Genomic DNA, 18,297 nt, shown 5'->3' with positions numbered 1-18,297 from the left:
TAGAGCCTTAAGATTTAATGTGGGCCCTAATTTAATTTGAGGTAAGGCTGTGTTCAAAATAGTCACACCGCAAACCGATGATGCTTTGGCGGCTTATTATCATTTCCGCTGGCAGTATTTGCGCCAGCCATGGAATTTCCCTCCGGGCTCAGAAAGAGACGAGTACGAGCAAGTCAGCGAACACCGCATGGTGGTGAATAATGACGGCGATATTATTGCCTGTGGCCGGGTGCATTTAAACACCGCCGAAGAAGCGCAAATCCGCCATATCGCAGTACACAGCGACTACCAGCGCCGGGGGCTCGGCCAGTTTATGCTTAACGCACTGGAAGCAGTGGCCCGTGAACTGGGTGCCATTCGTGCTGTAACCAACAGCCGCGAGATATCCATTGATTTCTTCCAGGCCTGTGGTTTTAAGGTAGAGCGGGAGGCGCCTAATGAGCTGGGCCTGCTGAAACGCCAGCAAATGGTGAAGAAGCTGGACGATTTTTCTTTACTGGTGTTACACCCCGAATGGTGCCAGGAACTGCAGAATACCTGGACCGAGACCATCCCGATTACTGAGCATATGGGCATCAAGCTGCATCAGTATACCGGCAAGACGCTGGAAACCCGGGCCTCACTGAATAAAAACATTAACATCCACGGCACCATGTTTGCCGGCAGTATTTTCTCGCTGGCCACTTTAACCGGCTGGGGAATGATTTTTCTGCAGCTCAAGAATAAAGGTCTGGATGGCGACATCGTGCTTGGCGATGGCAATATCCATTATCATAAACCCATCACTATGAAGCCTCGCGCAGTGTGTAATATCGAACGCCTTAAAGGCAAATTCACCCTGTTGGAAAAAGGTAAAAAATGCCGACTGGAGCTGGAAGTTGAAGTGCTTGACGATACCCAGCCAGTAGCGGAGTTTCACGGTATTTACTGGGTATTGCCCAAAGAGGACGACAAATGACAACACTAGGTACGCCTTTTACACCTCAGGCTAAAAAGGTGCTGCTACTGGGTAGCGGTGAGCTGGGTAAAGAAGTGGTAATTGAATGCCAGCGCCTGGGCTGCGAGGTTATTGCCTGCGACAGTTACGCCAATGCTCCGGCCATGCAGGTAGCCGATCGCAGCTATCAGTTTTCTATGCTGGATGCTAAAGCGCTACGCGAAGTAGTAGAGAAAGAAGCACCGGATCTCATCGTACCGGAGGTAGAGGCGATTGCTACCGCTGAGCTGGTTGAACTCGAAAAAGAAGGCTTTACCGTAGTGCCAAGCGCCAATGCGGTTAATCTCACCATGAACCGCGAGGGCATTCGCACTTTGGCCGCAGAAACATTGGGCCTGCCAACGTCGGCATACCGCTTCGCCAGCGATAAGGCACAATTTGTCGCTGCGATAGAGGCCATCGGCTATCCCTGCTTTGTGAAGCCTATTATGAGCTCCTCAGGCAAGGGACAAAGTCGACTCACCGGCCCTGACGATATTGAACACGCCTGGCAGTATGCCCAGGAAGGCGGCCGTGCCGGAGCGGGCAAAGTGATCGTTGAAGGGCATGTGGATTTTGACTACGAAATTACCTTGCTGACCGTACGCACGCGGCAAGGCGTAACATTCTGCCCGCCCATTGGCCACATACAAAAAGACGGCGATTACCAGTATTCCTGGCAACCCACCGCGATGAGCGACGCTGCGCTGTCGGGAGCCCAACAAGTAGCGGATAAAATTACCGGGGCACTGGGTGGCTATGGCTTATTTGGTGTTGAACTGTTTGTGTGTGGTGATGAGGTGATTTTTAGTGAGGTTTCCCCGCGCCCACACGATACCGGCATGGTCACACTGATTTCGCAGAATCTGTCAGAGTTTGCTCTGCACAGCCGGGCGATTCTGGGGTTACCCATACCGGATGTGAGCTGTTATGGCCCGAGCGCTTCAGCGGTCATCCTGGGCTTTGGTGAGGGCAACCGCATTAGTTTTAGCAACCTGGATAAGGCTCTCAGTCAACCGATGACTGATTTACGCCTGTTTGGCAAGCCCACCATCAACGGTAAGCGCCGTTTAGGTGTAGCACTGGCTCGTGGCGAGACCATTGAGTCTGCCGTTGCCACGGCCCGTGAAGCAGCCGATCTGGTGGATATCACCATCAGTAAAGATTAACCAACGCCGATAATAAACCTGCACATGTAAAGAATCCACCTTCTAAAGAAGGTGGCTTTGCGTTAACCCCCTAAAAGGGGGCCTTCTATTCAAGGGCTAGCTGAGCTTGCTCTTGTCTTTCAACCTTCTCTTGGTGACGAACATACCGTCTTATGATCTCTTCGTTTATCCCAACTGAGTCAACGAAGTAGCCTCTTTGCCAAAAGTGGTTGCCCCACATCTTATTCTTTCTCAAATGCGGATATTTGCTAAATAGCTTCAATGCTATTTTTCCTTTTAAAGCTCCCATTAAATTCGATATGGATAACTTTGGAGGAATTTTTACTACCAGATGGACATGGTCAATCTGTACATTCAACTCCACTACTATGCAGCCGAGTTGCTGGCAATACACGTGAATACACCTGTAAACATCTTTGCCTAATTTATTCTTCAAAACCCTAAACCGATACTTCGGCGTCCAAACTATGTGATATTGACATCGCCAGAACACATGCGATGCTTGCTCGTATCTACTCATGTTAATTTCCTTTTTGACTTCGCTAAAAATCAAAGGGAGATTTAACATGGGTAGGTATACGGGCAAAGCCCTACCATGAATGATAACCACCTACTGAAGTAGGTGGTTTAGGGCTGAAAACAAAAAAAGCGCCAACCAGGGCGCTTTTTGTTTTTTTAGAAGAGAGACTGTTAGCCTGCCATGGCAGCCTGCAGTTTCTTCATTGCATTTTTTTCAATCTGACGGACTCGCTCAGCGGATACCTGATATTTATCTGCCAGATCCTGCAGGGTAGTTTTATCGTCCGCTAACCAGCGCGTTTCGATAATATCCTGGCTCCGATCGTCCAGCGTTTTCATGGCTGAGTATAAACGCTTGGTGGCGTTTGCATCCCAGTCATCATTGATTACGCTTGACTCGACGTCTTCTGATTTGTCTTCCAGGTACTGAACCGGAGCGAAGCTGCCGTTTTCGTCATCATCGGCACTCAAATCAAAAGCCTGATCCTGAGAGCTCATCCGCGCTTCCATTTGCAGTACTTCTTTCGTACTGACACCCAACTCATTTGCCACGGTTTGCACTTCTTCGTGACTAAACCAGCCCAAACGCTTTTTCGCTTTGCGCAGATTGAAGAACAATTTACGCTGGGCTTTAGTGGTCGCCACTTTAACGATGCGCCAGTTTTTCAGTACAAATTCGTGAATCTCAGCTTTAATCCAATGCACGGCAAAAGAAACCAGGCGTACACCCACTGACGGGTCAAAACGCTTTACCGCTTTCATCAGACCGATATTGCCTTCCTGAATAAGGTCTGCCTGAGGCAACCCATACCCTGAATAAGACTTGGCAATATGCACAACGAAGCGAAGGTGAGACATTACCAGCTTACGTGCCGCATCGATATCTTCATCTTCACGCAGACGTAGCGCCAGTTCGCGCTCTTCGTCAGCGGATAGCATGTCGATCGTGCTGACAGCCTGAATGTAACCTTCAATACTTCCATTGTGTGGAACAGACAGGGCCATTGATTGTAAGTTTTTACTTGTACCCACGCTCATAGTCACCTCAAAAAAATCCTGTTTACTTCACTTAATCCAATAACAAAAATGCTAGTTTGCGAAGCTTAGGTTGGTAGCATTTTCGCAGCCCTCAGGCGGCGACGCATCAACCAATCAAAAACGAAATATAGGGGTTAATACCATACTTATCAAGACCCCGATATCATAAAAAAGTTCAAATTTTTACGTCAACGATAGCTAACCGGATGAAGAGTGTAGAAAAACCACTTTTTCAGCGCAATATTTAACCGGAACCATCATGTAACTTTTTGTTACTGCCACATGCATAGCAGCCTCTATCGGTAGATGACCGGCTTCTGTTGGCAGCGCTTTCAGACAAAACCTTAATTGACCATCGGTTACCGGTGAATAGCACCATCAACTGTGAAAATTTGCCTTGGACAGGTGATTATTAGCGCTAATCGACGTATATTACCCCCATTGGACAGAACAAGATCAATAAACGCAAATGAATTGCGCTGAACTGCATGATATGGGGATCGGATGTTTGCCTATGTAGCGCGCCAGCCAATTGTTGATACCTCTCAACAATTATATGCCTATGAGTTGTTATTCCGGGACGGAGAGAAAAACTGTTTCCCCAATATATCGCCCGACGAAGCGACTTCACGAATACTCGCCGCCAGTCATCTGAATGTAGGACTGGAAGCAGTAACCAACGGCGCGCTGGCGTTTATTAATTTTCATACAGATACGCTGCTTCATCGCTTTCCTACCAGTCTCGACCCGAAGAATGTGGTCATTGAAATAACCGAAACCGTTGATGTGAGTGATGACCTGGTGGAGGCCTGTGAGCAAATTAACGCTCAGGGCTACCGACTGGCACTGGATGATTACGATCTTGAGGAAAAATGGCAGGTTCTGTTACCGCTCATCAGTATCGTAAAGTTTGATATCACTACCGTCACGGACCAACAAATTCGTGAAACGGTGCCCGTGTTGAAGGCCCATAACATTGAATTAGTGGCTGAACGGGTGGAAACCAAAGAGCAGTTCCATTATTACCGGCAACTGGGCTTTGATTATTTTCAGGGCTACTTTTTTGCCCGCCCGGAAGTTATCCGTCACCGTAAGATGAGCTCGTCAGCCGTCAATATGCTCGAGTTATTAAAAGAAAGCACAGCGGCTGAACTCAACATTGAAAACATTAACGCTATTCTGGAGCGGGACGTTTCTCTCTCCTACCTGTTACTGCGGTTTATTAATAATCCCACAGTAAATAAGCGTAACGAAATCACCTCGCTGAAACACGCCATGACCTTTATGGGTGAGCTGGAAGTGCGCAAGTTTATTGCCCTGTTGTCACTGGCGAATTTATCTGACGGCCAGCCCGGTGAAATCCTCAGCATGAGTCTGGTGCGGGCCCGTTTTTGTGAGCTTATCCTGGTTGCGATGAAAGACCAAAGCAAACCAAACAGTGGTTTTCTTACCGGCATGCTGTCACTTATCGATACGTTGATGGAACAGGAAATGCGCGAACTGGTGAGCAAATTACCGCTTCCCGCTGATGTCAGTGGCGCTTTATGCGGTGAAAACAATCATCTGAAACAATGTTTACAACTGGCCACCGCCTTTGAACGCGGCCAGTGGGGTATTGTAAGAGCGATTAGTACGCGTTTCGGCCTCACCCAAAAGCAGCTGCACGAAATTTATATCAATGCGCTCAGCTGGGCAGCGGCTTTGCAAAATGAAGTACGTAACTAATTATCGCGCAGAACATTGCGCCGGATCAGTCGGTTTTGAATAACTAAAGATGGATCAAAGGTTAACCATCGGTTAAAGTTTGTATAGGCCTGTTATTAAGGCCAACTGTATAACAAGGATAATGATTTTAATGTTTGCATTTATCGCACGCCAGCCAATTCTAGACCGGGAAAAGGACGTTTTCGGTTATGAACTGTTGTTCAGGGATGGTAAATCCGGTACCTACCCGACCCACGATAATGAAAAGAGCCGCTACATAGCGGAGCATTTTCACACCCTGGGCCTGGATGATATCTGCGGCGATAAAACCTCGTTTATCAACTTTCATAGCGACACACTGATTGCTGGTCTGCCCGCAACTCTGAACCCTGATACGGTCGTCATTGAACTATCTGAATATCCGGCGCAACAAGCGGCGCTGGTTGATGCCTGCAAACATGTAAAACAACTGGGCTTTAAACTGGCAATAGATGATCCGGCGATGATCAGCGGCCAGCACTCTATCTTTCCGCTTATCGATATTCTTAAAGTGGATGTGCACAAAGCCAATTACAGCGTGATTGAACAGAACATTCCCCGTTTTCTGCAATCGAGCATTCAACTGGTTGCGGAAAATGTCAGCAACCACGACGACTTTGTTGTTTGTCGTGATTTGGGCTTTGATTTATTCCAGGGCTACTTCTTTGCGACGCCGGAAAAAACCGTGCAACGTCAGCTGCCGGCATCAAAAATGAACCTGGTTGACCTGATGGGCGAAAGCGCCAGCTCGCAGTTTAATCTGGAGCGCATTAACCAGATTGTAGAACGCGATGCCGCTCTGTCGTTTTTATTACTCAAGTTTATTAATAACCCCACTATTAATAAACGCTACAAGATCACCTCATTAAAGCATGCGCTCAACTACATGGGCGAGGTGGAAATTAAGAAATTCATCGCCTTGTTGTCGCTGGCTCATTTAGGCGACGACAAGCCGCTTGAATTGCTGCATATGTCTTTGGTGCGGGCTAAGTTCTTCGATCTGCTCGCTCAGGAGCGTGGACTTAATTCCGATCCGCCAATTGGCTTTTTAATTGGCCTGTTTTCGTTACTCGATGCCCTGCTTGATCAGGAAATGCCGGATATTTTACGCCAGCTCCCGCTGACCGACGAAGTTAACGATGCGCTGCTATGCAAATCGGCTGAATTCAATCACTATTTGAAACTGGTTCGTGCCTTTGAAGGGGCGCTGTGGATGAATGTGATCCGTGAATCCAGAGAGCTCAACATCGACCAGAAATACCTGCACAGCTTTTACAATCAGGCCATTGTGTGGGGCAACGGGGTACGCAAAACCATTTCGTCTTACTTCCCGAAAAAGCAGGTCATCGACAAATAAGGTCGCTCAGTCTTCCACGCCGTGTTGGCGCACAGCGGCTAGCAATTGTGGAAAGAATGTCAGAAACGTTTGTTCAAACAGCGCATAATTTTGCTGTACGTCCTCAATACTGCCATGAAAATTGTGCTTAAAACGAATGCGACTGGCTGTTCGCTCCAGCGCCCGTTCAACGCCCTGCAAATGGCTATAGGTATCCAGCCAACGATGAGTCAGCATACTCCCGACCATTGCCTGCATATTCTCGGGCATTATGCTGACGCGCCGTCCCAGACAATCATAGGCGCGCTGGCTAAACACCGTGAAGCTTTCTTCGCTGTAAAGTGACCAGTGCTTGATTAAGAAATGATCAAATAACACGTCCAGCATAATACCGGCAAACCGCCTGCGCCCGGCAGAAACTTCACTACGGGCCTGACGCACGATATTGTGCGAATCGGTAAATTTATCCACAAAGATATGGTTAGCAACACCCGCTCTCACCGCATTGGAATAGCTGTTAAGATCAACACCACGGCGGAAATCACCCAGTAAATTACCGAAGCAGGAGTCGGCAGTGGGCCGGGCTAAAAATAAATGGGCCAGATAGTTCATAACGAAAAAAGGTTACTGCGGCTCAATTTCTCGCACATGCCGTTGCACCGAAATCAACGACCCCACCAGCCCCAGCATCACCGACAAAAACAACATGGTAAGCAGCGCCGAACCGGTTAAGCCGGTAATGTGGAAAGACTTGTCGTATAAACTGGCAAACGCCTGAATGCTGCTGTCCATCCACCACAAAATAATAATAACCGCCATCCAGGCGATTATGCCTCCCAGCAAGCCATACCAAAATCCGGTGTAGAGGAACGGCCGGTGAATAAAGCCGTCGGTAGCCCCCACCAGCTTCATCACCAGGATTTCGTCCCGCTTATTGAGTATATTCAGGCGAATGGTATTACCAACAATCAGGATCACAGCAATAAATAACAATACGCCAATGATGGTAACCAGCTCGGTAGCGATTTGCAGAAAGCCGTAGAGCCGCTCCAGCCACTCGATGTCCAGCTTGCCCATATCCACTTCACGTTGTTGCTGAAGCTTCTCCAGCAACATCTGCGCTGCGGTTGGCGCAGTGTGCTTTTCGCCGGGAGTCACCAGCACCACATCCGGTAGCGGATTGGCTTCCAGATATTTCACCGCATCACCTAAACCGGACAGTTGTTTAAATTCCTCCAGCGCATCATCAGCGGGAACATAAACCACGCGTTCGATCTCCGACCAGGTTTGTAAGCGGGTGAGCAGCTGTTGTGCTTCTGCGGCGCTGGTCTGGTCTTTGAGAAATAGCGAAATCTCCGCCGCCTGCTCCCAGCCGGCGCTGATTTTTTCGGTGTTCTTAACCAGAATGTACAGCGTACTGGGCAAGGTAATACTTAATCCCAGCACACCAATAGTCATCAGCGATGCTGCGGGCTGCCGCCACAGCTCGCCAAGACTTCCCAATGCCTGACGAATGTGATTAACAAAGAACATGACAAAGCGCTGAGCAATATTGATTTTACGCTCACTGGCGCCCTGACTACGGCCTTTAAACAAAATACTCATAGTCCGTCCTCGCCGTCTGTTAAACCGTCGGTGATCATTTTGCCGTTCTTAAGCGTCAGGGTGCGATAACGCATTCGCGCAATGAGTCCCAAATCGTGGGTGGCTATCAGTACCGAAACCCCCGCCTGATTAAAATCTTCAAACAGGCGGACAATTTCCATGGATAATTTGGGGTCGAGGTTACCTGTTGGCTCATCGGCCAGCAGCAGAGGCGGTTTATTGACTACTGCCCGGGCAATGCCGACACGTTGTTGCTCACCGCCAGACAGTGTTATGGGTAGATTACGTGCTTTACTACGCAGCCCTACCATCTCCAGCGCGGCGTCCACCCGCTTGGCAATTTCTTTGTGACTGTATCCTTCGATAACCAGGGGCAATGCCACGTTATCGAAAACGGTTTTATCCATCAGCAGTTGATGGCTCTGAAATATCATGCCGATATCACGGCGAATATAAGCAATCTGGCGCCGTTTAATGACGTTGAGATCGTGACCATTAATAAGCACCCGGCCAACTGTAGGACGCTCCATAATACTGATCAGTTTAAGCAGGGTACTTTTACCGGCCCCGGAATGGCCGGTGAGAAATGCCATTTCGCCTTGGGCTATGTGAAAGTCGACTTTAGACAGCGCTCGCTGGCCGCCGGGATACGTTTTGCTTACCTGCTCAAATCTGATCATCAAGGATCCTGACTATTCTGTCTGTTGTTTTTATTAAGATTAACCAATACCAGATTAACTTTTCTCACCCTCGCTGAACAGCGCATCAATAAATTCGTCGCCGTTAAATCCACGCAGGTCATCAATGCCTTCACCCACTCCGATATAACGGATAGGAATACCAAATTTATCTGCAATGGCAAAAATCACCCCGCCCTTGGCTGTTCCATCAAGCTTGGTCAGGGTAATACCGGTGAGGCCTACGGCTTCCCTGAACAGTTTCGCCTGGCTAATTGCATTCTGGCCGGTAGCGGCATCAACGGTGAGCATCACTTCATGGGGCGCATCCGGGTTGAGTTTTTTCATTACCCGCACCACTTTTTTCAACTCTTCCATCAGGTTGTCTTTGTTCTGTAAGCGACCGGCGGTATCGGCGATAAGAATATCAGTCCCTTTGGCTTTAGCAGACTGCAAGGCATCGTACAACACCGAAGCGCTGTCTGAACCGGTAGGCTGGGCGATAACCGGAATATTGTTACGCTCCCCCCACACTTGCAACTGTTCCACCGCCGCAGCCCGGAAAGTATCACCGGCTGCCAGCATGACTTTTTTGCCCTGCTGCTGAAACTGCTTGGCCAGTTTACCAATGGTGGTAGTTTTACCTACCCCATTAACGCCAACCATCAGAATAACAAAAGGCCCCTGGGCTTTATCGTGATTGGCAATCACCTCCGGTAGTGGTTGCTGTACGGCAGTGAGCATGCTTCTGAGTTGCTGTTTAAGCAATTCGTAAAGCGCATCGCCGTCTTTCAGTTGTGAATGTTTAGCGCCTTCCACCAAACGGTCGATTATTTTCTGGGTCGTATCCATGCCCACATCGGCCACCAGCAACTGCGTTTCGAGCTCCTCGTACAGTTCATCATCGATAGCCTTGCCACGGAACAGACTAACGATACCGCTGCCGAGGTTGGCTTTAGTGCGCGATAAACTGGCTTTCAGGCGCCCAAAAAACGATTTCTTTTCAGCTGCAACAGCCTGCGTTACCGACGGTTGCTCAACCTCAGGTTCTGGTTCAGGTGTTACCTGTTCCTGCGGTGCAGCTTCTACCGCATCAACCACCTGCTCTTCCGAAGTTTTCGGTTCATCGGTTGATACTTCCTCGGCTGCGGATCCAACCGGGTTGCGGGGTTGGTCGGCTTCATCTGCTACGTCCGGCTGCGCTTCTTCAACCGGCTCTGGCTCAGGCAGTTCTTTTTCAACAGCTATGACTTCATTGCTGTCTGACGTTTCTTCTTGTGGGGGATTAGTTGCTGGTTCCGGGGTTTTATTTTCATTTTTGTTTTTGTTAAACCAGCCAAAGAGTTTAGACATTGTGTTGACAATTCCTTACTGAGAAACCGCTTTGTGCGGTAAACTACTGAATATTAATTTAAGCGTGCTGCTTGCATCAGCACATAATACCATCGACTGGCATAATGAATCGAGTAGCAAAACCAACCTCACGCCATAACAAGAAAAGTGGCAGCGTACGCATTATTAGTGGCCAGTGGCGCGGTCGCCGGTTACCCGTGTTGGATGCTGAAGGGTTACGCCCCAGTACCGACCGTACCCGCGAAACACTGTTTAACTGGCTTATGGCCCATGTCCAGGGTAGCCGGGTACTCGATGTTTTTGCCGGCTCCGGTGTCCTGGGATTAGAGGCGTTATCCCGCTATGCCAGAGAAACCGTGTTTATTGAGAAACATGCCCCCACAGCCAAACAGTTAAAAGCTAATCTCAATACGCTGCAAGCCGGTGCTGAGGTTCACTGTAACGATGCAATGGCGGTATTACCAACGCTAAGCGCTCCCTTCGATATAATTTTTGTCGACCCGCCCTTTGGCCATGATTTAGTCAATCCTTGTCTGGCTGCGCTCTATAAGCATCAGTTGCTTGCCGAAAACGCGCTGATTTATGTTGAGCAGGAAATCAATGGGCCGGCACTCGCCCTGCCTCCGGGCTGTGAGGTAATCAAGCAAAAGCAAACAGGCCAGCTGGCTTATTGTCTGCTTGAGTATACCAACGCAACGGTTTAAGGGTTTATTTCGAGGCCAATATTGCTGATCCCTTCACTGGCGGCAATGATTTTAAGCTTTGCTACTTTCTGTGTCATTGGCGCTTTGGTGGTTACGGCGTCGAGCAACTCCTGTTGTATGGCTATTTCAAACTGCATCAGTGGATGGGTTTTAACATCGTCTTCCGTGGCTTCTCCGCTGGCCAGCAGATAAGCTTCAACACTGCCCTGGGACAGTTTACTGACAACCACGGCACCGTGGGGATCCACTTTCATAATCAGGTTAATGGCCGACGACATGGCAATGGCAGCATCCAGCGCAGGATACACTCCAAAAGAGTCATAATCGCTGACATCCGGCGTTGCCTCTTCCACTTTTTCCAGTTGCGTGGCGAAGTTAATCTTACTCTTCGGGCTGCACAAGGATTCCCAGATAAGATCCAGGCACTTTGCCAGGGTATCAGGTTCGGCAAACTCCGTAAGCTCACAAAAAAGCTGATAATTGGGTACCATACGCTGCAACAGCGCAGCACTGAACGCTATCGCATCAGCGCCTTCCAAAGCCCGCACCTGGGCGAATGTTGAGAGTTTAGTTGTCAAGATAACGCCTGTTGTTCAATCTGAAGCCATATAATATTGGGGCACATATTAACCCACCTGAGAAAAATAAGTACCCACACCGTCTAAAAACATTTGGATGGCTATCATTACCAGTATCATACCCATCAGGCGTTCCATGGCCGTTAAACCACGCTCACCCAACACCCGGTGAAAGGCACCGGAGAATAGCAGTATGGTGGCACTCACCAACCAGGAGGCGCCAAGGGCCAGTGACCAGTCCCCCATGCGATCGGGACTCTGGTTAGAAAGCAGGATCAGAGCTGCCAGTGTTGACGGTCCGGCAATCAACGGGATAGCCAGCGGTACAATATAAGGCTCCTCGCCTGCAGCCAGCCCTAGCGGACTACCTCCGGCTTTAGGAAAGATCATCTTAAGCGCTATCAAAAACAAGATAATCCCGCCGGCAATACTGACGGTTTCCTGTTTCACGTTCAGAAAGTCCAGCACCGCCTGACCGCTAAACAGAAACACATACAAAATAACCAGGGCAAATAACAATTCACGTATCAGCACGATGCGTCGGCGTTTTGGCTCGATCATCTTCAGCACAGACATGAATATGGGCAGGTTGCCGAGCGGATCCATAATTAAGAACAGCATGACGGCTGCCGACCAGGTATCCATAATGGTTTGTCTCCCATCGAAACACAGGCAATATTTACCTATATTTAAAGTTTATTTCACAAATTTAGCTTTTTGCGCTTTACTCTTTGTACCGCTTTCACAATGCAGGTTGCATTTATGAGTTTAATGACAGTCCAGGAGGTTGCGGATTTTCTTGATGTTCAGGAAATTCGCGTTGAGCGTCTACAACGTGAGAGTTTGCTCGTTGCAAAAGAGACAGACGCTAACGGCAATCCCTTGTTCGACTCTGTTGAAGTAGAAAAATACAAAACCTTAGCAGAACGACTCGGCGGCCTGTGACCACTGAGTAACCACTTTTCACTTACTGGCCGATAAATGCCGCCAGGGTTCTGATGCCGGCCGCTGTGGCGCCTGCCGGCATTTCGCTATTGGCACTGCCGTGATAGGCAGCAGCCAGGTCCAGATGCAACCAGCTGTCTGTTGGGCTAACAAAGCGTGATAAAAAGCCCGCCGCATTCGACGCGCCGCCAGCACCGCCCCCTTTTTGTGGACGACTATTAGCCGTATCAGCAAAGGCAGACGGGCACTTTTCCTGATGCCACGATTGTAGTGGTAATGGCCAGAACAGTTCCTGCTGGGTCTGTGCTTCACTTAAAAACGACTGGCTGAGCACCGGATTGAGGCTGAATACCGCATGATAGTCATATCCTAGCGCTACCGTAGCTGCGCCGGTCAGTGTCGCCGCATCAATGATACAGCCAGCTGCTGATTCTGAAGCCGCAATCAGGCCATCGGCGAGTACCAGGCGGCCTTCAGCATCGGTATTAACAATCTCCACACTCACGCCGTTTTTGTAGGTCAGTACGTCACCCAGTTTGTAAGCATGGCCGCTGACCAGGTTTTCAGCGCAGCATAAAAACAGCTTCACCCGTTTATTAAGCCCCTGCATTATAGCCAGCCCCAGCGCGCCGGTAACGGTTGCCGCACCGCCCATGTCGCATTTCATGTCCAGCATCCCTTCGCTGGATTTCAGGCTGTAGCCACCACTGTCGAAGGTAATTCCTTTACCAACCAGTGCAAACGCCACTGGCGCCTCAGGATCACCGCCAGGATTATAATCCAGTTCCAGCATAGCCGGAGGACGTTCACTACCGCGTCCGACATTGTATATCCCGGTCCAGCCTTCAGCAGCGAGCTTTTCACCGCTCACTACCCGGTAGGTTACCGCATCCCCGTTTAGTGATTGCAGCCAGTCAGCGCTTTCCTGTGCCAGGCCAACCGGCGAAAGCTGTTCAGGCGTATCATTGGTCAGCTTACGGGTAAACATCATCGCCGTCACCTGGCGCTCAGCTTCAGCTCGCTCAGTGTTATCGCACAAGGTGACTTCACCAGGGTTACGCGCCTTTGAAAAGCTCATGACAAAGGTGACCTGTTCAATAACCGACCATTCGCCGCTGAGCGTGACTGAAGGGATCCCGAGATTGTCTATCTGTCTTGCCGCTTTACGAATGCTGCGCAGACGGTCCGCGTCATCCCTGATGTGGATGGTGATGTCGTTGCCGGAAAGACTTACCAACGCCTTATCTCCCCAATGCGCAGGGGCCGGGTTGCTCGTGATCTTCACTTTCATGTCAGTCATAATGCTCCTTACTATTATTGTCAGGTTTATCTATGCAGTTTACTTCACCTTTGTTACGCGGCACACTCCTTAAGCGCTATAAACGATTTTTTGCCGATATATTGCTCGACTCCGGTGAGCAGATCACAGCTCACTGCCCGAATACCGGGGCCATGACCGGCTGTGCCGAGCCGGGGTTTACCGCCTGGGTCAGTCCCTCAGATAACCCAAAGCGTAAACTAAAGTTCACATGGGAACTGGCGGTCATCCCTCAGGGAGACTGGATAAGCGTTAATACGCACCGCGCTAACAAATTGGTTCAGAGTGCGCTGGAAGCCCACACACTGCCGGGAATAGCAGACTATACCGAGATTAAACGGGAAGTCAGCCCGCCGGATTTCCACTCCCGTTTCGATTTTTGTGTTACCCGTAGTGATAATACGCCGCTCTACATCGAAGTAAAATCGGTCACTCTGGCCGAGGGTAATGACGGCTTCTTTCCCGATGCGGTGACCAGCCGTGGCACAAAACACGCCGAAGAACTGGCCATACTGGCTCGTCAGGGCGTCGCCACCGCTTTATTGTTCTGTGTTCAGCACAGCGGCATTAAAAATGTCCGTCTCGCCGAGCATATCGACCCGAAATACGCCATTGCAGTGCGTCAGGCTGCAGCCGATGGGGTCAGGGTTTTCGCCGTAGGCTGCCAAATCAGCCAAGAAAAAATCAATATAAATCAGTCACTACCTGTTATTTTGTAAAAAAAGAGTTGATTTTTAGGAAATGGACGTCATATTTGCGCCTTGCTGAAATAAGCAGGTACCCTCGGGTACAACCATGGGGTAAACAATCCAGCACCATGTTTACCTCGTCAGACATAGACACTTTACGTTGCCTGTACAATACTATTCTGTTATAGATATTTGTTTTATTTCGGTACATTTAGGGTGTCGTAGTGTAGGAGAAGTGACACATGCCAGCTGAGAAAGAAACCAAATCCCTTGGTCTTTTGGCACTAGCCGGGCTCACCCCGTATCAGCCAAAAGATGACGAAGAGTATATGAACGATGCTCAGATGGAGCATTTTCGTCAAATACTGAAAGCCTGGCGTAACCAGTTGCGTGAAGAAGTAGACCGCACGGTTACTCATATGAAGGATGAAGCAGCGAATTTCCCTGATCCGGTAGACCGCGCCGCGCAAGAAGAAGAGTTCAGCTTAGAACTGCGCACCCGCGACCGTGAGCGTAAACTGATCAAGAAAATCGAAAAGACCCTGAAACGCATCGAAGAAGATGATTTCGGATTTTGTGACCAGTGTGGCATTGAAATCGGTATTCGTCGTCTTGAGGCGCGTCCAACAGCCGATCTGTGTATCGACTGTAAAACCATGGCTGAAATTAAAGAAAAGCAGCTCCAGGGTTAATGACAATTGCCGGTCAGTGTTGTAGTAACTGGCCGGTATTTTACTTCGTCTTTTATATCAAGTCCGTTTTAGCAGGGCTATTGGCCTGCGTCTTTTATTACCACAGTGTTTAACCACGTGACTCACTGCAGCAAACCCTCATATACCGGCCGCTTTGCGCCTTCACCTACCGGACCATTACATTTTGGTTCGTTAATTGCCGCATTAGCCAGCTTTCTTGATGCCAGAGCCAATCAGGGCCGATGGCTGGTCAGAATGGAGGATATTGACCGCCCCCGGTGTATTGCTGGGATGGATATCAGTATTCTGGACTGCTTAGCTGCCCACGAGCTTACCTGGGATGGCGATGTACGCTATCAGTCTGCACAGTTAAGTGACTACGATGAGGTACTACAAACCTTGTTAGCGCAACAGGCGCTGTATGCCTGCCAGTGCACCCGCAAACAAATCAAAGCGTCCGGCGGCGTTTATCAGGGCACATGCCGTGATCTAAAGTTACCGCCAGAGGGCAATGCGCTCAGAATCAAGTGCGACCAACCGGTGACGACCTTTACCGATCAGTTACTCGGCCCGGTAGTGATAAACGATCCCCATGCACTGGAAGATACCGTGCTGCGTAGGCGCGATGGGCTGCACAGCTATAATCTGGTGGTCGTGGTGGACGATATTGCCCAGGGCGTTAATCACATTGTACGGGGCAGCGATTTGTTAACCACCACCGCCGCGCACCTGACCCTGTACCGTCAACTTGGCGCTCAACCGCCGCTTTATGCACACATTCCGGTTGCAGCGACCTCGTCAGGGCGTAAACTAAGCAAACAAAATCATGCCCGGCCACTGGATAACAATCGCGCCCTGCAAAACCTGCAACATGCACTGAGCTTTCTTGGATTCAGCAATATTGCAGAAAATCACAGCACGATATCGGCATTACTTAATGCAGCGATAGCGGCCTGGCAGTATAATAAAATACCGAAAAGACATGAAATTATTGTCGACGGGGCAGAATCTACTTATCATAACGCCCCTGAGAGTTAAGGAGTAGTTACCATCATTACCCGCGTTCTGGACAAGGTGAAACGCGCATTGAGTCGCGACAGTGAACAAGCCCCGCTGATTGAAGGTGTGGTGATTCCTCGCGCTGAACATGCAATATCCCGGGAAGACATTAGTGATAATGCCCTTAAGGTGATGTACCGCCTGAATAACGCCGGGTTTTCGGCTTATCTGGTAGGCGGTTGCGTGCGCGACCTGATGCTGGGCCATAAACCTAAAGATTTTGATGTTGTCACCAATGCCACCCCCGAGCAGATCAAAGGGTTGTTTCGTAACTGTCGCCTTATCGGTCGCCGTTTTCGCCTGGCGCACATTGTATTTGGTCGTGAAATCATTGAAGTCGCGACCTTTCGTGGCCACCACAATGAAGATCAGTCGCTGGCCAAACAGGATGAGCAGGGACAGCTGGTAAGAGACAATGTATTTGGCACCATTGAAGAAGATGCCGAACGCCGCGACTTTACCTTCAATGCCATGTATTACGATGTGGCAACCTTTTCTGTCACTGATTTTGCCAACGGTATCCGTGCCATTAAGCGACGCGAAGTGGATTTGATTGGCGACCCTGAAGTCCGCTATCGGGAAGATCCGGTCAGAATGCTGCGCGCCGTGCGTTTTGCTGCCAAACTGGATATGACTATCAACCCGCGAACGGCAGAACCTATCCGTGAACTGGCACATCTGTTATCCAATATTCCGCCGGCCCGCCTGTTTGAAGAAATGCTCAAACTGTTTTTGTCTGGTCAGGGTCTCAAGACATTCCGCATGCTGCGTGAGTTTAACCTTCTGGAGCCTTTGTTCCCGATGCTTGGCAGAGTGTTTGCCGCGGCTGACAGCAAGGAAATAGCGCTGATTGAACGGGTATTGGTCAATACCGACGAACGTATTAACACCGGGCAGCGGGTCACACCGGCTTTCCTGATTGCCACTTTATTGTGGTACCCAGTAGAAGAGCATGCCACCAAACTCCAGTCAGAGGCAGGCTTGAACGCCCACGATGCATTCAATATTGCCATGGGTGATGTATTACATCGCCAATCCCAGCGCATTATGATCCCCAAACGATTCAGCACTGTGGTGCGTGATATCTGGCACCTGCAGCAGCGGTTACCAAGGCGCTTTGGCCGCCGGGCTTTCCAACTGTTGTCACATCCGAAATTCCGTGCAGCGTACGACTTTTTGCTCGCCCGCGGCCAGACTGAAGGCGGCGCCCTGCTTGAACTGGCCGATTGGTGGACCCAGTTTCAGGATGCCGTGCCTAATCAGCAGAAGAAAATGCTTAACACGCTGCGTCAGGAAGAAGGTGGAGCCCAGCGTAAACGCCGCCGTCCCAGAAAGCCGAAATCCGAAAATCATGTCCAGTAAGCATAGTGTTTATATTGGCCTGGGCAGTAATCTGGGCGAGTCACTGAGCCAGTTGATATCGGCTATTTGTGCGATCAGTGAATTGCCGGACACCCAGGTACAAAAAGCCTCCTCTTTTTATCAGAGTAAGCCTATGGGCCCGCAGGATCAGCCGGTTTATGTTAACGCTGTTGCACGCATTACAACCGCTTTAGATCCCCATGAGTTATTATCCAGTCTGCAAAAAATCGAACATCATCACGGCCGGGTCCGTGAAGGTGAGCGCTGGGGGCCGCGCACCCTCGATTTGGATATTCTGCTGTATGATACCGAGACCATCAAAACCGATGATCTGATCATTCCGCACATTGGTATGGCCGAGCGCGAGTTTGTGTTGGTTCCGCTGTTTGAAATTGCGCCGGATATGATTATGCCGGACGGACTGCCGCTGTCAGTGTGGGTGTCACGCTGCTCGTTGGACGGTCTTAAGCGCCTCGCCTCAATCAACGAGACATCCACTCTGTAACGGCCCTGTCGCCTTTATTGCATTGGGAG

At 49.7% G+C, this 18,297-nt stretch carries 20 protein-coding genes; 11 read left to right on the top strand and 9 right to left on the bottom strand.

Annotated elements, in window-relative coordinates; translation table 11 throughout:
• The first annotated feature begins 49 nt into the window (after window positions 1-49).
• Window positions 50-958, top strand: coding sequence for a bifunctional GNAT family N-acetyltransferase/hotdog fold thioesterase (locus AC566Q_RS04450; RefSeq protein ID WP_123326814.1), 909 nt, complete (start codon window positions 50-52; stop codon window positions 956-958).
• Window positions 955-2,145: a formate-dependent phosphoribosylglycinamide formyltransferase gene (gene purT, locus AC566Q_RS04445; RefSeq protein WP_499614115.1), complete on the top strand. Its 1,191-nt coding sequence runs from the start codon at window positions 955-957 to the stop codon at window positions 2,143-2,145. Before AC566Q_RS04450 ends, purT begins: the two co-directional genes overlap by 4 nt.
• An 85-nt stretch (window positions 2,146-2,230) precedes the next feature.
• Here the strand turns inward: purT and tnpA are convergent, their stop codons facing one another.
• On the bottom strand, window positions 2,231-2,665 hold the full coding sequence (tnpA, locus tag AC566Q_RS04440; protein WP_105933925.1) for an IS200/IS605 family transposase: 435 nt from the start codon (window positions 2,663-2,665) through the stop codon (window positions 2,231-2,233).
• 170 nt (window positions 2,666-2,835) lie between these two features.
• On the bottom strand, window positions 2,836-3,702 hold the full coding sequence (gene rpoH / locus AC566Q_RS04435) for an RNA polymerase sigma factor RpoH (RefSeq protein WP_489808618.1): 867 nt from the start codon (window positions 3,700-3,702) through the stop codon (window positions 2,836-2,838).
• A gap of 504 nt (window positions 3,703-4,206) precedes the next feature.
• On the opposite strand from rpoH, the gene AC566Q_RS04430 reads away from it, so the two are divergent.
• A complete protein-coding gene (locus tag AC566Q_RS04430; protein WP_499614112.1) occupies window positions 4,207-5,427 on the top strand; it encodes an EAL and HDOD domain-containing protein in 1,221 nt (406 codons plus the stop codon).
• A 130-nt stretch (window positions 5,428-5,557) separates the two neighbouring features.
• Window positions 5,558-6,802 carry an EAL and HDOD domain-containing protein gene (locus AC566Q_RS04425; protein ID WP_499614109.1) on the top strand — a complete coding sequence of 415 codons (1,245 nt, stop codon included), beginning with the start codon at window positions 5,558-5,560 and terminating at the stop codon, window positions 6,800-6,802.
• Between the two features lie 6 nt (window positions 6,803-6,808).
• Here the strand turns inward: AC566Q_RS04425 and AC566Q_RS04420 are convergent, their stop codons facing one another.
• From AC566Q_RS04420 to ftsY, 4 genes are read right to left on the bottom strand one after another with little or no spacing between them, the layout of a single operon-like run.
• Complete coding sequence (locus AC566Q_RS04420) at window positions 6,809-7,393, bottom strand: acyl carrier protein phosphodiesterase (protein WP_499614106.1); 585 nt, start codon at window positions 7,391-7,393, stop codon at window positions 6,809-6,811.
• A gap of 12 nt (window positions 7,394-7,405) precedes the next feature.
• A complete protein-coding gene (gene ftsX, locus AC566Q_RS04415; RefSeq protein WP_499614103.1) occupies window positions 7,406-8,386 on the bottom strand; it encodes a permease-like cell division protein FtsX in 981 nt (326 codons plus the stop codon).
• Complete coding sequence (gene ftsE, locus AC566Q_RS04410) at window positions 8,383-9,066, bottom strand: cell division ATP-binding protein FtsE (RefSeq protein WP_105934942.1); 684 nt, start codon at window positions 9,064-9,066, stop codon at window positions 8,383-8,385. The genes ftsX and ftsE overlap by 4 nt, the downstream gene beginning before the upstream one ends.
• 54 nt (window positions 9,067-9,120) lie before the next feature.
• Window positions 9,121-10,416: a signal recognition particle-docking protein FtsY gene (ftsY, locus tag AC566Q_RS04405; RefSeq protein WP_499614100.1), complete on the bottom strand. Its 1,296-nt coding sequence runs from the start codon at window positions 10,414-10,416 to the stop codon at window positions 9,121-9,123.
• 104 nt (window positions 10,417-10,520) lie between these two features.
• Between ftsY and rsmD the strand changes: the two genes are divergently transcribed.
• Complete coding sequence (gene rsmD / locus AC566Q_RS04400; protein WP_105934944.1) at window positions 10,521-11,120, top strand: 16S rRNA (guanine(966)-N(2))-methyltransferase RsmD; 600 nt, start codon at window positions 10,521-10,523, stop codon at window positions 11,118-11,120.
• On the opposite strand, the gene AC566Q_RS04395 is transcribed toward rsmD, so the two are convergent.
• Together AC566Q_RS04395 and AC566Q_RS04390 are read right to left on the bottom strand one after the other, a co-directional pair.
• On the bottom strand, window positions 11,117-11,701 hold the full coding sequence (locus AC566Q_RS04395) for a YjaG family protein (RefSeq protein ID WP_499617362.1): 585 nt from the start codon (window positions 11,699-11,701) through the stop codon (window positions 11,117-11,119). The two genes, rsmD and AC566Q_RS04395, sit on opposite strands and share 4 nt — an antisense overlap.
• 45 nt (window positions 11,702-11,746) lie before the next feature.
• Window positions 11,747-12,343 carry a YhgN family NAAT transporter gene (locus tag AC566Q_RS04390; RefSeq protein WP_123325672.1) on the bottom strand — a complete coding sequence of 199 codons (597 nt, stop codon included), beginning with the start codon at window positions 12,341-12,343 and terminating at the stop codon, window positions 11,747-11,749.
• A gap of 117 nt (window positions 12,344-12,460) precedes the next feature.
• Between AC566Q_RS04390 and AC566Q_RS04385 the strand changes: the two genes are divergently transcribed.
• Window positions 12,461-12,643, top strand: a complete 183-nt coding sequence (locus AC566Q_RS04385; protein WP_499614096.1) for a helix-turn-helix domain-containing protein — start codon at window positions 12,461-12,463, stop codon at window positions 12,641-12,643.
• Between the two features lie 22 nt (window positions 12,644-12,665).
• Here the strand turns inward: AC566Q_RS04385 and pepB are convergent, their stop codons facing one another.
• Window positions 12,666-13,943: an aminopeptidase PepB gene (pepB, locus tag AC566Q_RS04380; RefSeq protein ID WP_499614093.1), complete on the bottom strand. Its 1,278-nt coding sequence runs from the start codon at window positions 13,941-13,943 to the stop codon at window positions 12,666-12,668.
• A 32-nt stretch (window positions 13,944-13,975) separates the two neighbouring features.
• Here pepB and sfsA point away from each other — a divergent pair, with 32 nt between their 5' ends.
• From sfsA to folK, 5 genes are all read left to right on the top strand, one after another.
• Window positions 13,976-14,680: a DNA/RNA nuclease SfsA gene (gene sfsA / locus AC566Q_RS04375; protein ID WP_499614090.1), complete on the top strand. Its 705-nt coding sequence runs from the start codon at window positions 13,976-13,978 to the stop codon at window positions 14,678-14,680.
• Window positions 14,681-14,892: 212 nt separating this feature from the next.
• Window positions 14,893-15,342 (top strand): RNA polymerase-binding protein DksA, encoded by a 450-nt coding sequence (gene dksA / locus AC566Q_RS04370; protein WP_070174721.1) that lies wholly within the window; start codon window positions 14,893-14,895, stop codon window positions 15,340-15,342.
• A gap of 117 nt (window positions 15,343-15,459) precedes the next feature.
• A complete protein-coding gene (gluQRS, locus tag AC566Q_RS04365; protein ID WP_499614087.1) occupies window positions 15,460-16,380 on the top strand; it encodes a tRNA glutamyl-Q(34) synthetase GluQRS in 921 nt (306 codons plus the stop codon).
• Window positions 16,381-16,473: 93 nt separating this feature from the next.
• Complete coding sequence (pcnB, locus tag AC566Q_RS04360; RefSeq protein ID WP_499617359.1) at window positions 16,474-17,763, top strand: polynucleotide adenylyltransferase PcnB; 1,290 nt, start codon at window positions 16,474-16,476, stop codon at window positions 17,761-17,763.
• Window positions 17,753-18,268 (top strand): 2-amino-4-hydroxy-6-hydroxymethyldihydropteridine diphosphokinase, encoded by a 516-nt coding sequence (gene folK, locus AC566Q_RS04355; RefSeq protein WP_499614084.1) that lies wholly within the window; start codon window positions 17,753-17,755, stop codon window positions 18,266-18,268. The genes pcnB and folK overlap by 11 nt, the downstream gene beginning before the upstream one ends.
• The last annotated feature ends 29 nt before the right edge of the window (window positions 18,269-18,297 follow it).

The sequence above is a fragment of the Alteromonas sp. H02 genome, assembly GCF_059682525.1.
The sequence above is the reverse complement of the archived record's forward strand: the minus strand, read 5'-3'. Positions and strand labels throughout refer to the sequence as shown.

Bases quoted from the DNA above. Each gene is read 5' to 3' on its own strand.
- purT (WP_499614115.1), top strand. From the start codon at position 955: ATGACAACACTAGGTACGCCTTTTACACCTCAGGCTAAAAAGGTGCTG.
- tnpA (WP_105933925.1), bottom strand. From the start codon at position 2,665: ATGAGTAGATACGAGCAAGCATCGCATGTGTTCTGGCGATGTCAATAT.
- rpoH (WP_489808618.1), bottom strand. From the start codon at position 3,702: ATGAGCGTGGGTACAAGTAAAAACTTACAATCAATGGCCCTGTCTGTT.
- AC566Q_RS04430 (WP_499614112.1), top strand. From the start codon at position 4,207: ATGTTTGCCTATGTAGCGCGCCAGCCAATTGTTGATACCTCTCAACAA.
- AC566Q_RS04425 (WP_499614109.1), top strand. From the start codon at position 5,558: ATGTTTGCATTTATCGCACGCCAGCCAATTCTAGACCGGGAAAAGGAC.
- AC566Q_RS04420 (WP_499614106.1), bottom strand. From the start codon at position 7,393: ATGAACTATCTGGCCCATTTATTTTTAGCCCGGCCCACTGCCGACTCC.
- ftsX (WP_499614103.1), bottom strand. From the start codon at position 8,386: ATGAGTATTTTGTTTAAAGGCCGTAGTCAGGGCGCCAGTGAGCGTAAA.
- ftsE (WP_105934942.1), bottom strand. From the start codon at position 9,066: ATGATCAGATTTGAGCAGGTAAGCAAAACGTATCCCGGCGGCCAGCGA.
- ftsY (WP_499614100.1), bottom strand. From the start codon at position 10,416: ATGTCTAAACTCTTTGGCTGGTTTAACAAAAACAAAAATGAAAATAAA.
- rsmD (WP_105934944.1), top strand. From the start codon at position 10,521: ATGAATCGAGTAGCAAAACCAACCTCACGCCATAACAAGAAAAGTGGC.
- AC566Q_RS04390 (WP_123325672.1), bottom strand. From the start codon at position 12,343: ATGGATACCTGGTCGGCAGCCGTCATGCTGTTCTTAATTATGGATCCG.
- AC566Q_RS04385 (WP_499614096.1), top strand. From the start codon at position 12,461: ATGAGTTTAATGACAGTCCAGGAGGTTGCGGATTTTCTTGATGTTCAG.
- pepB (WP_499614093.1), bottom strand. From the start codon at position 13,943: ATGACTGACATGAAAGTGAAGATCACGAGCAACCCGGCCCCTGCGCAT.
- sfsA (WP_499614090.1), top strand. From the start codon at position 13,976: ATGCAGTTTACTTCACCTTTGTTACGCGGCACACTCCTTAAGCGCTAT.
- dksA (WP_070174721.1), top strand. From the start codon at position 14,893: ATGCCAGCTGAGAAAGAAACCAAATCCCTTGGTCTTTTGGCACTAGCC.
- folK (WP_499614084.1), top strand. From the start codon at position 17,753: ATGTCCAGTAAGCATAGTGTTTATATTGGCCTGGGCAGTAATCTGGGC.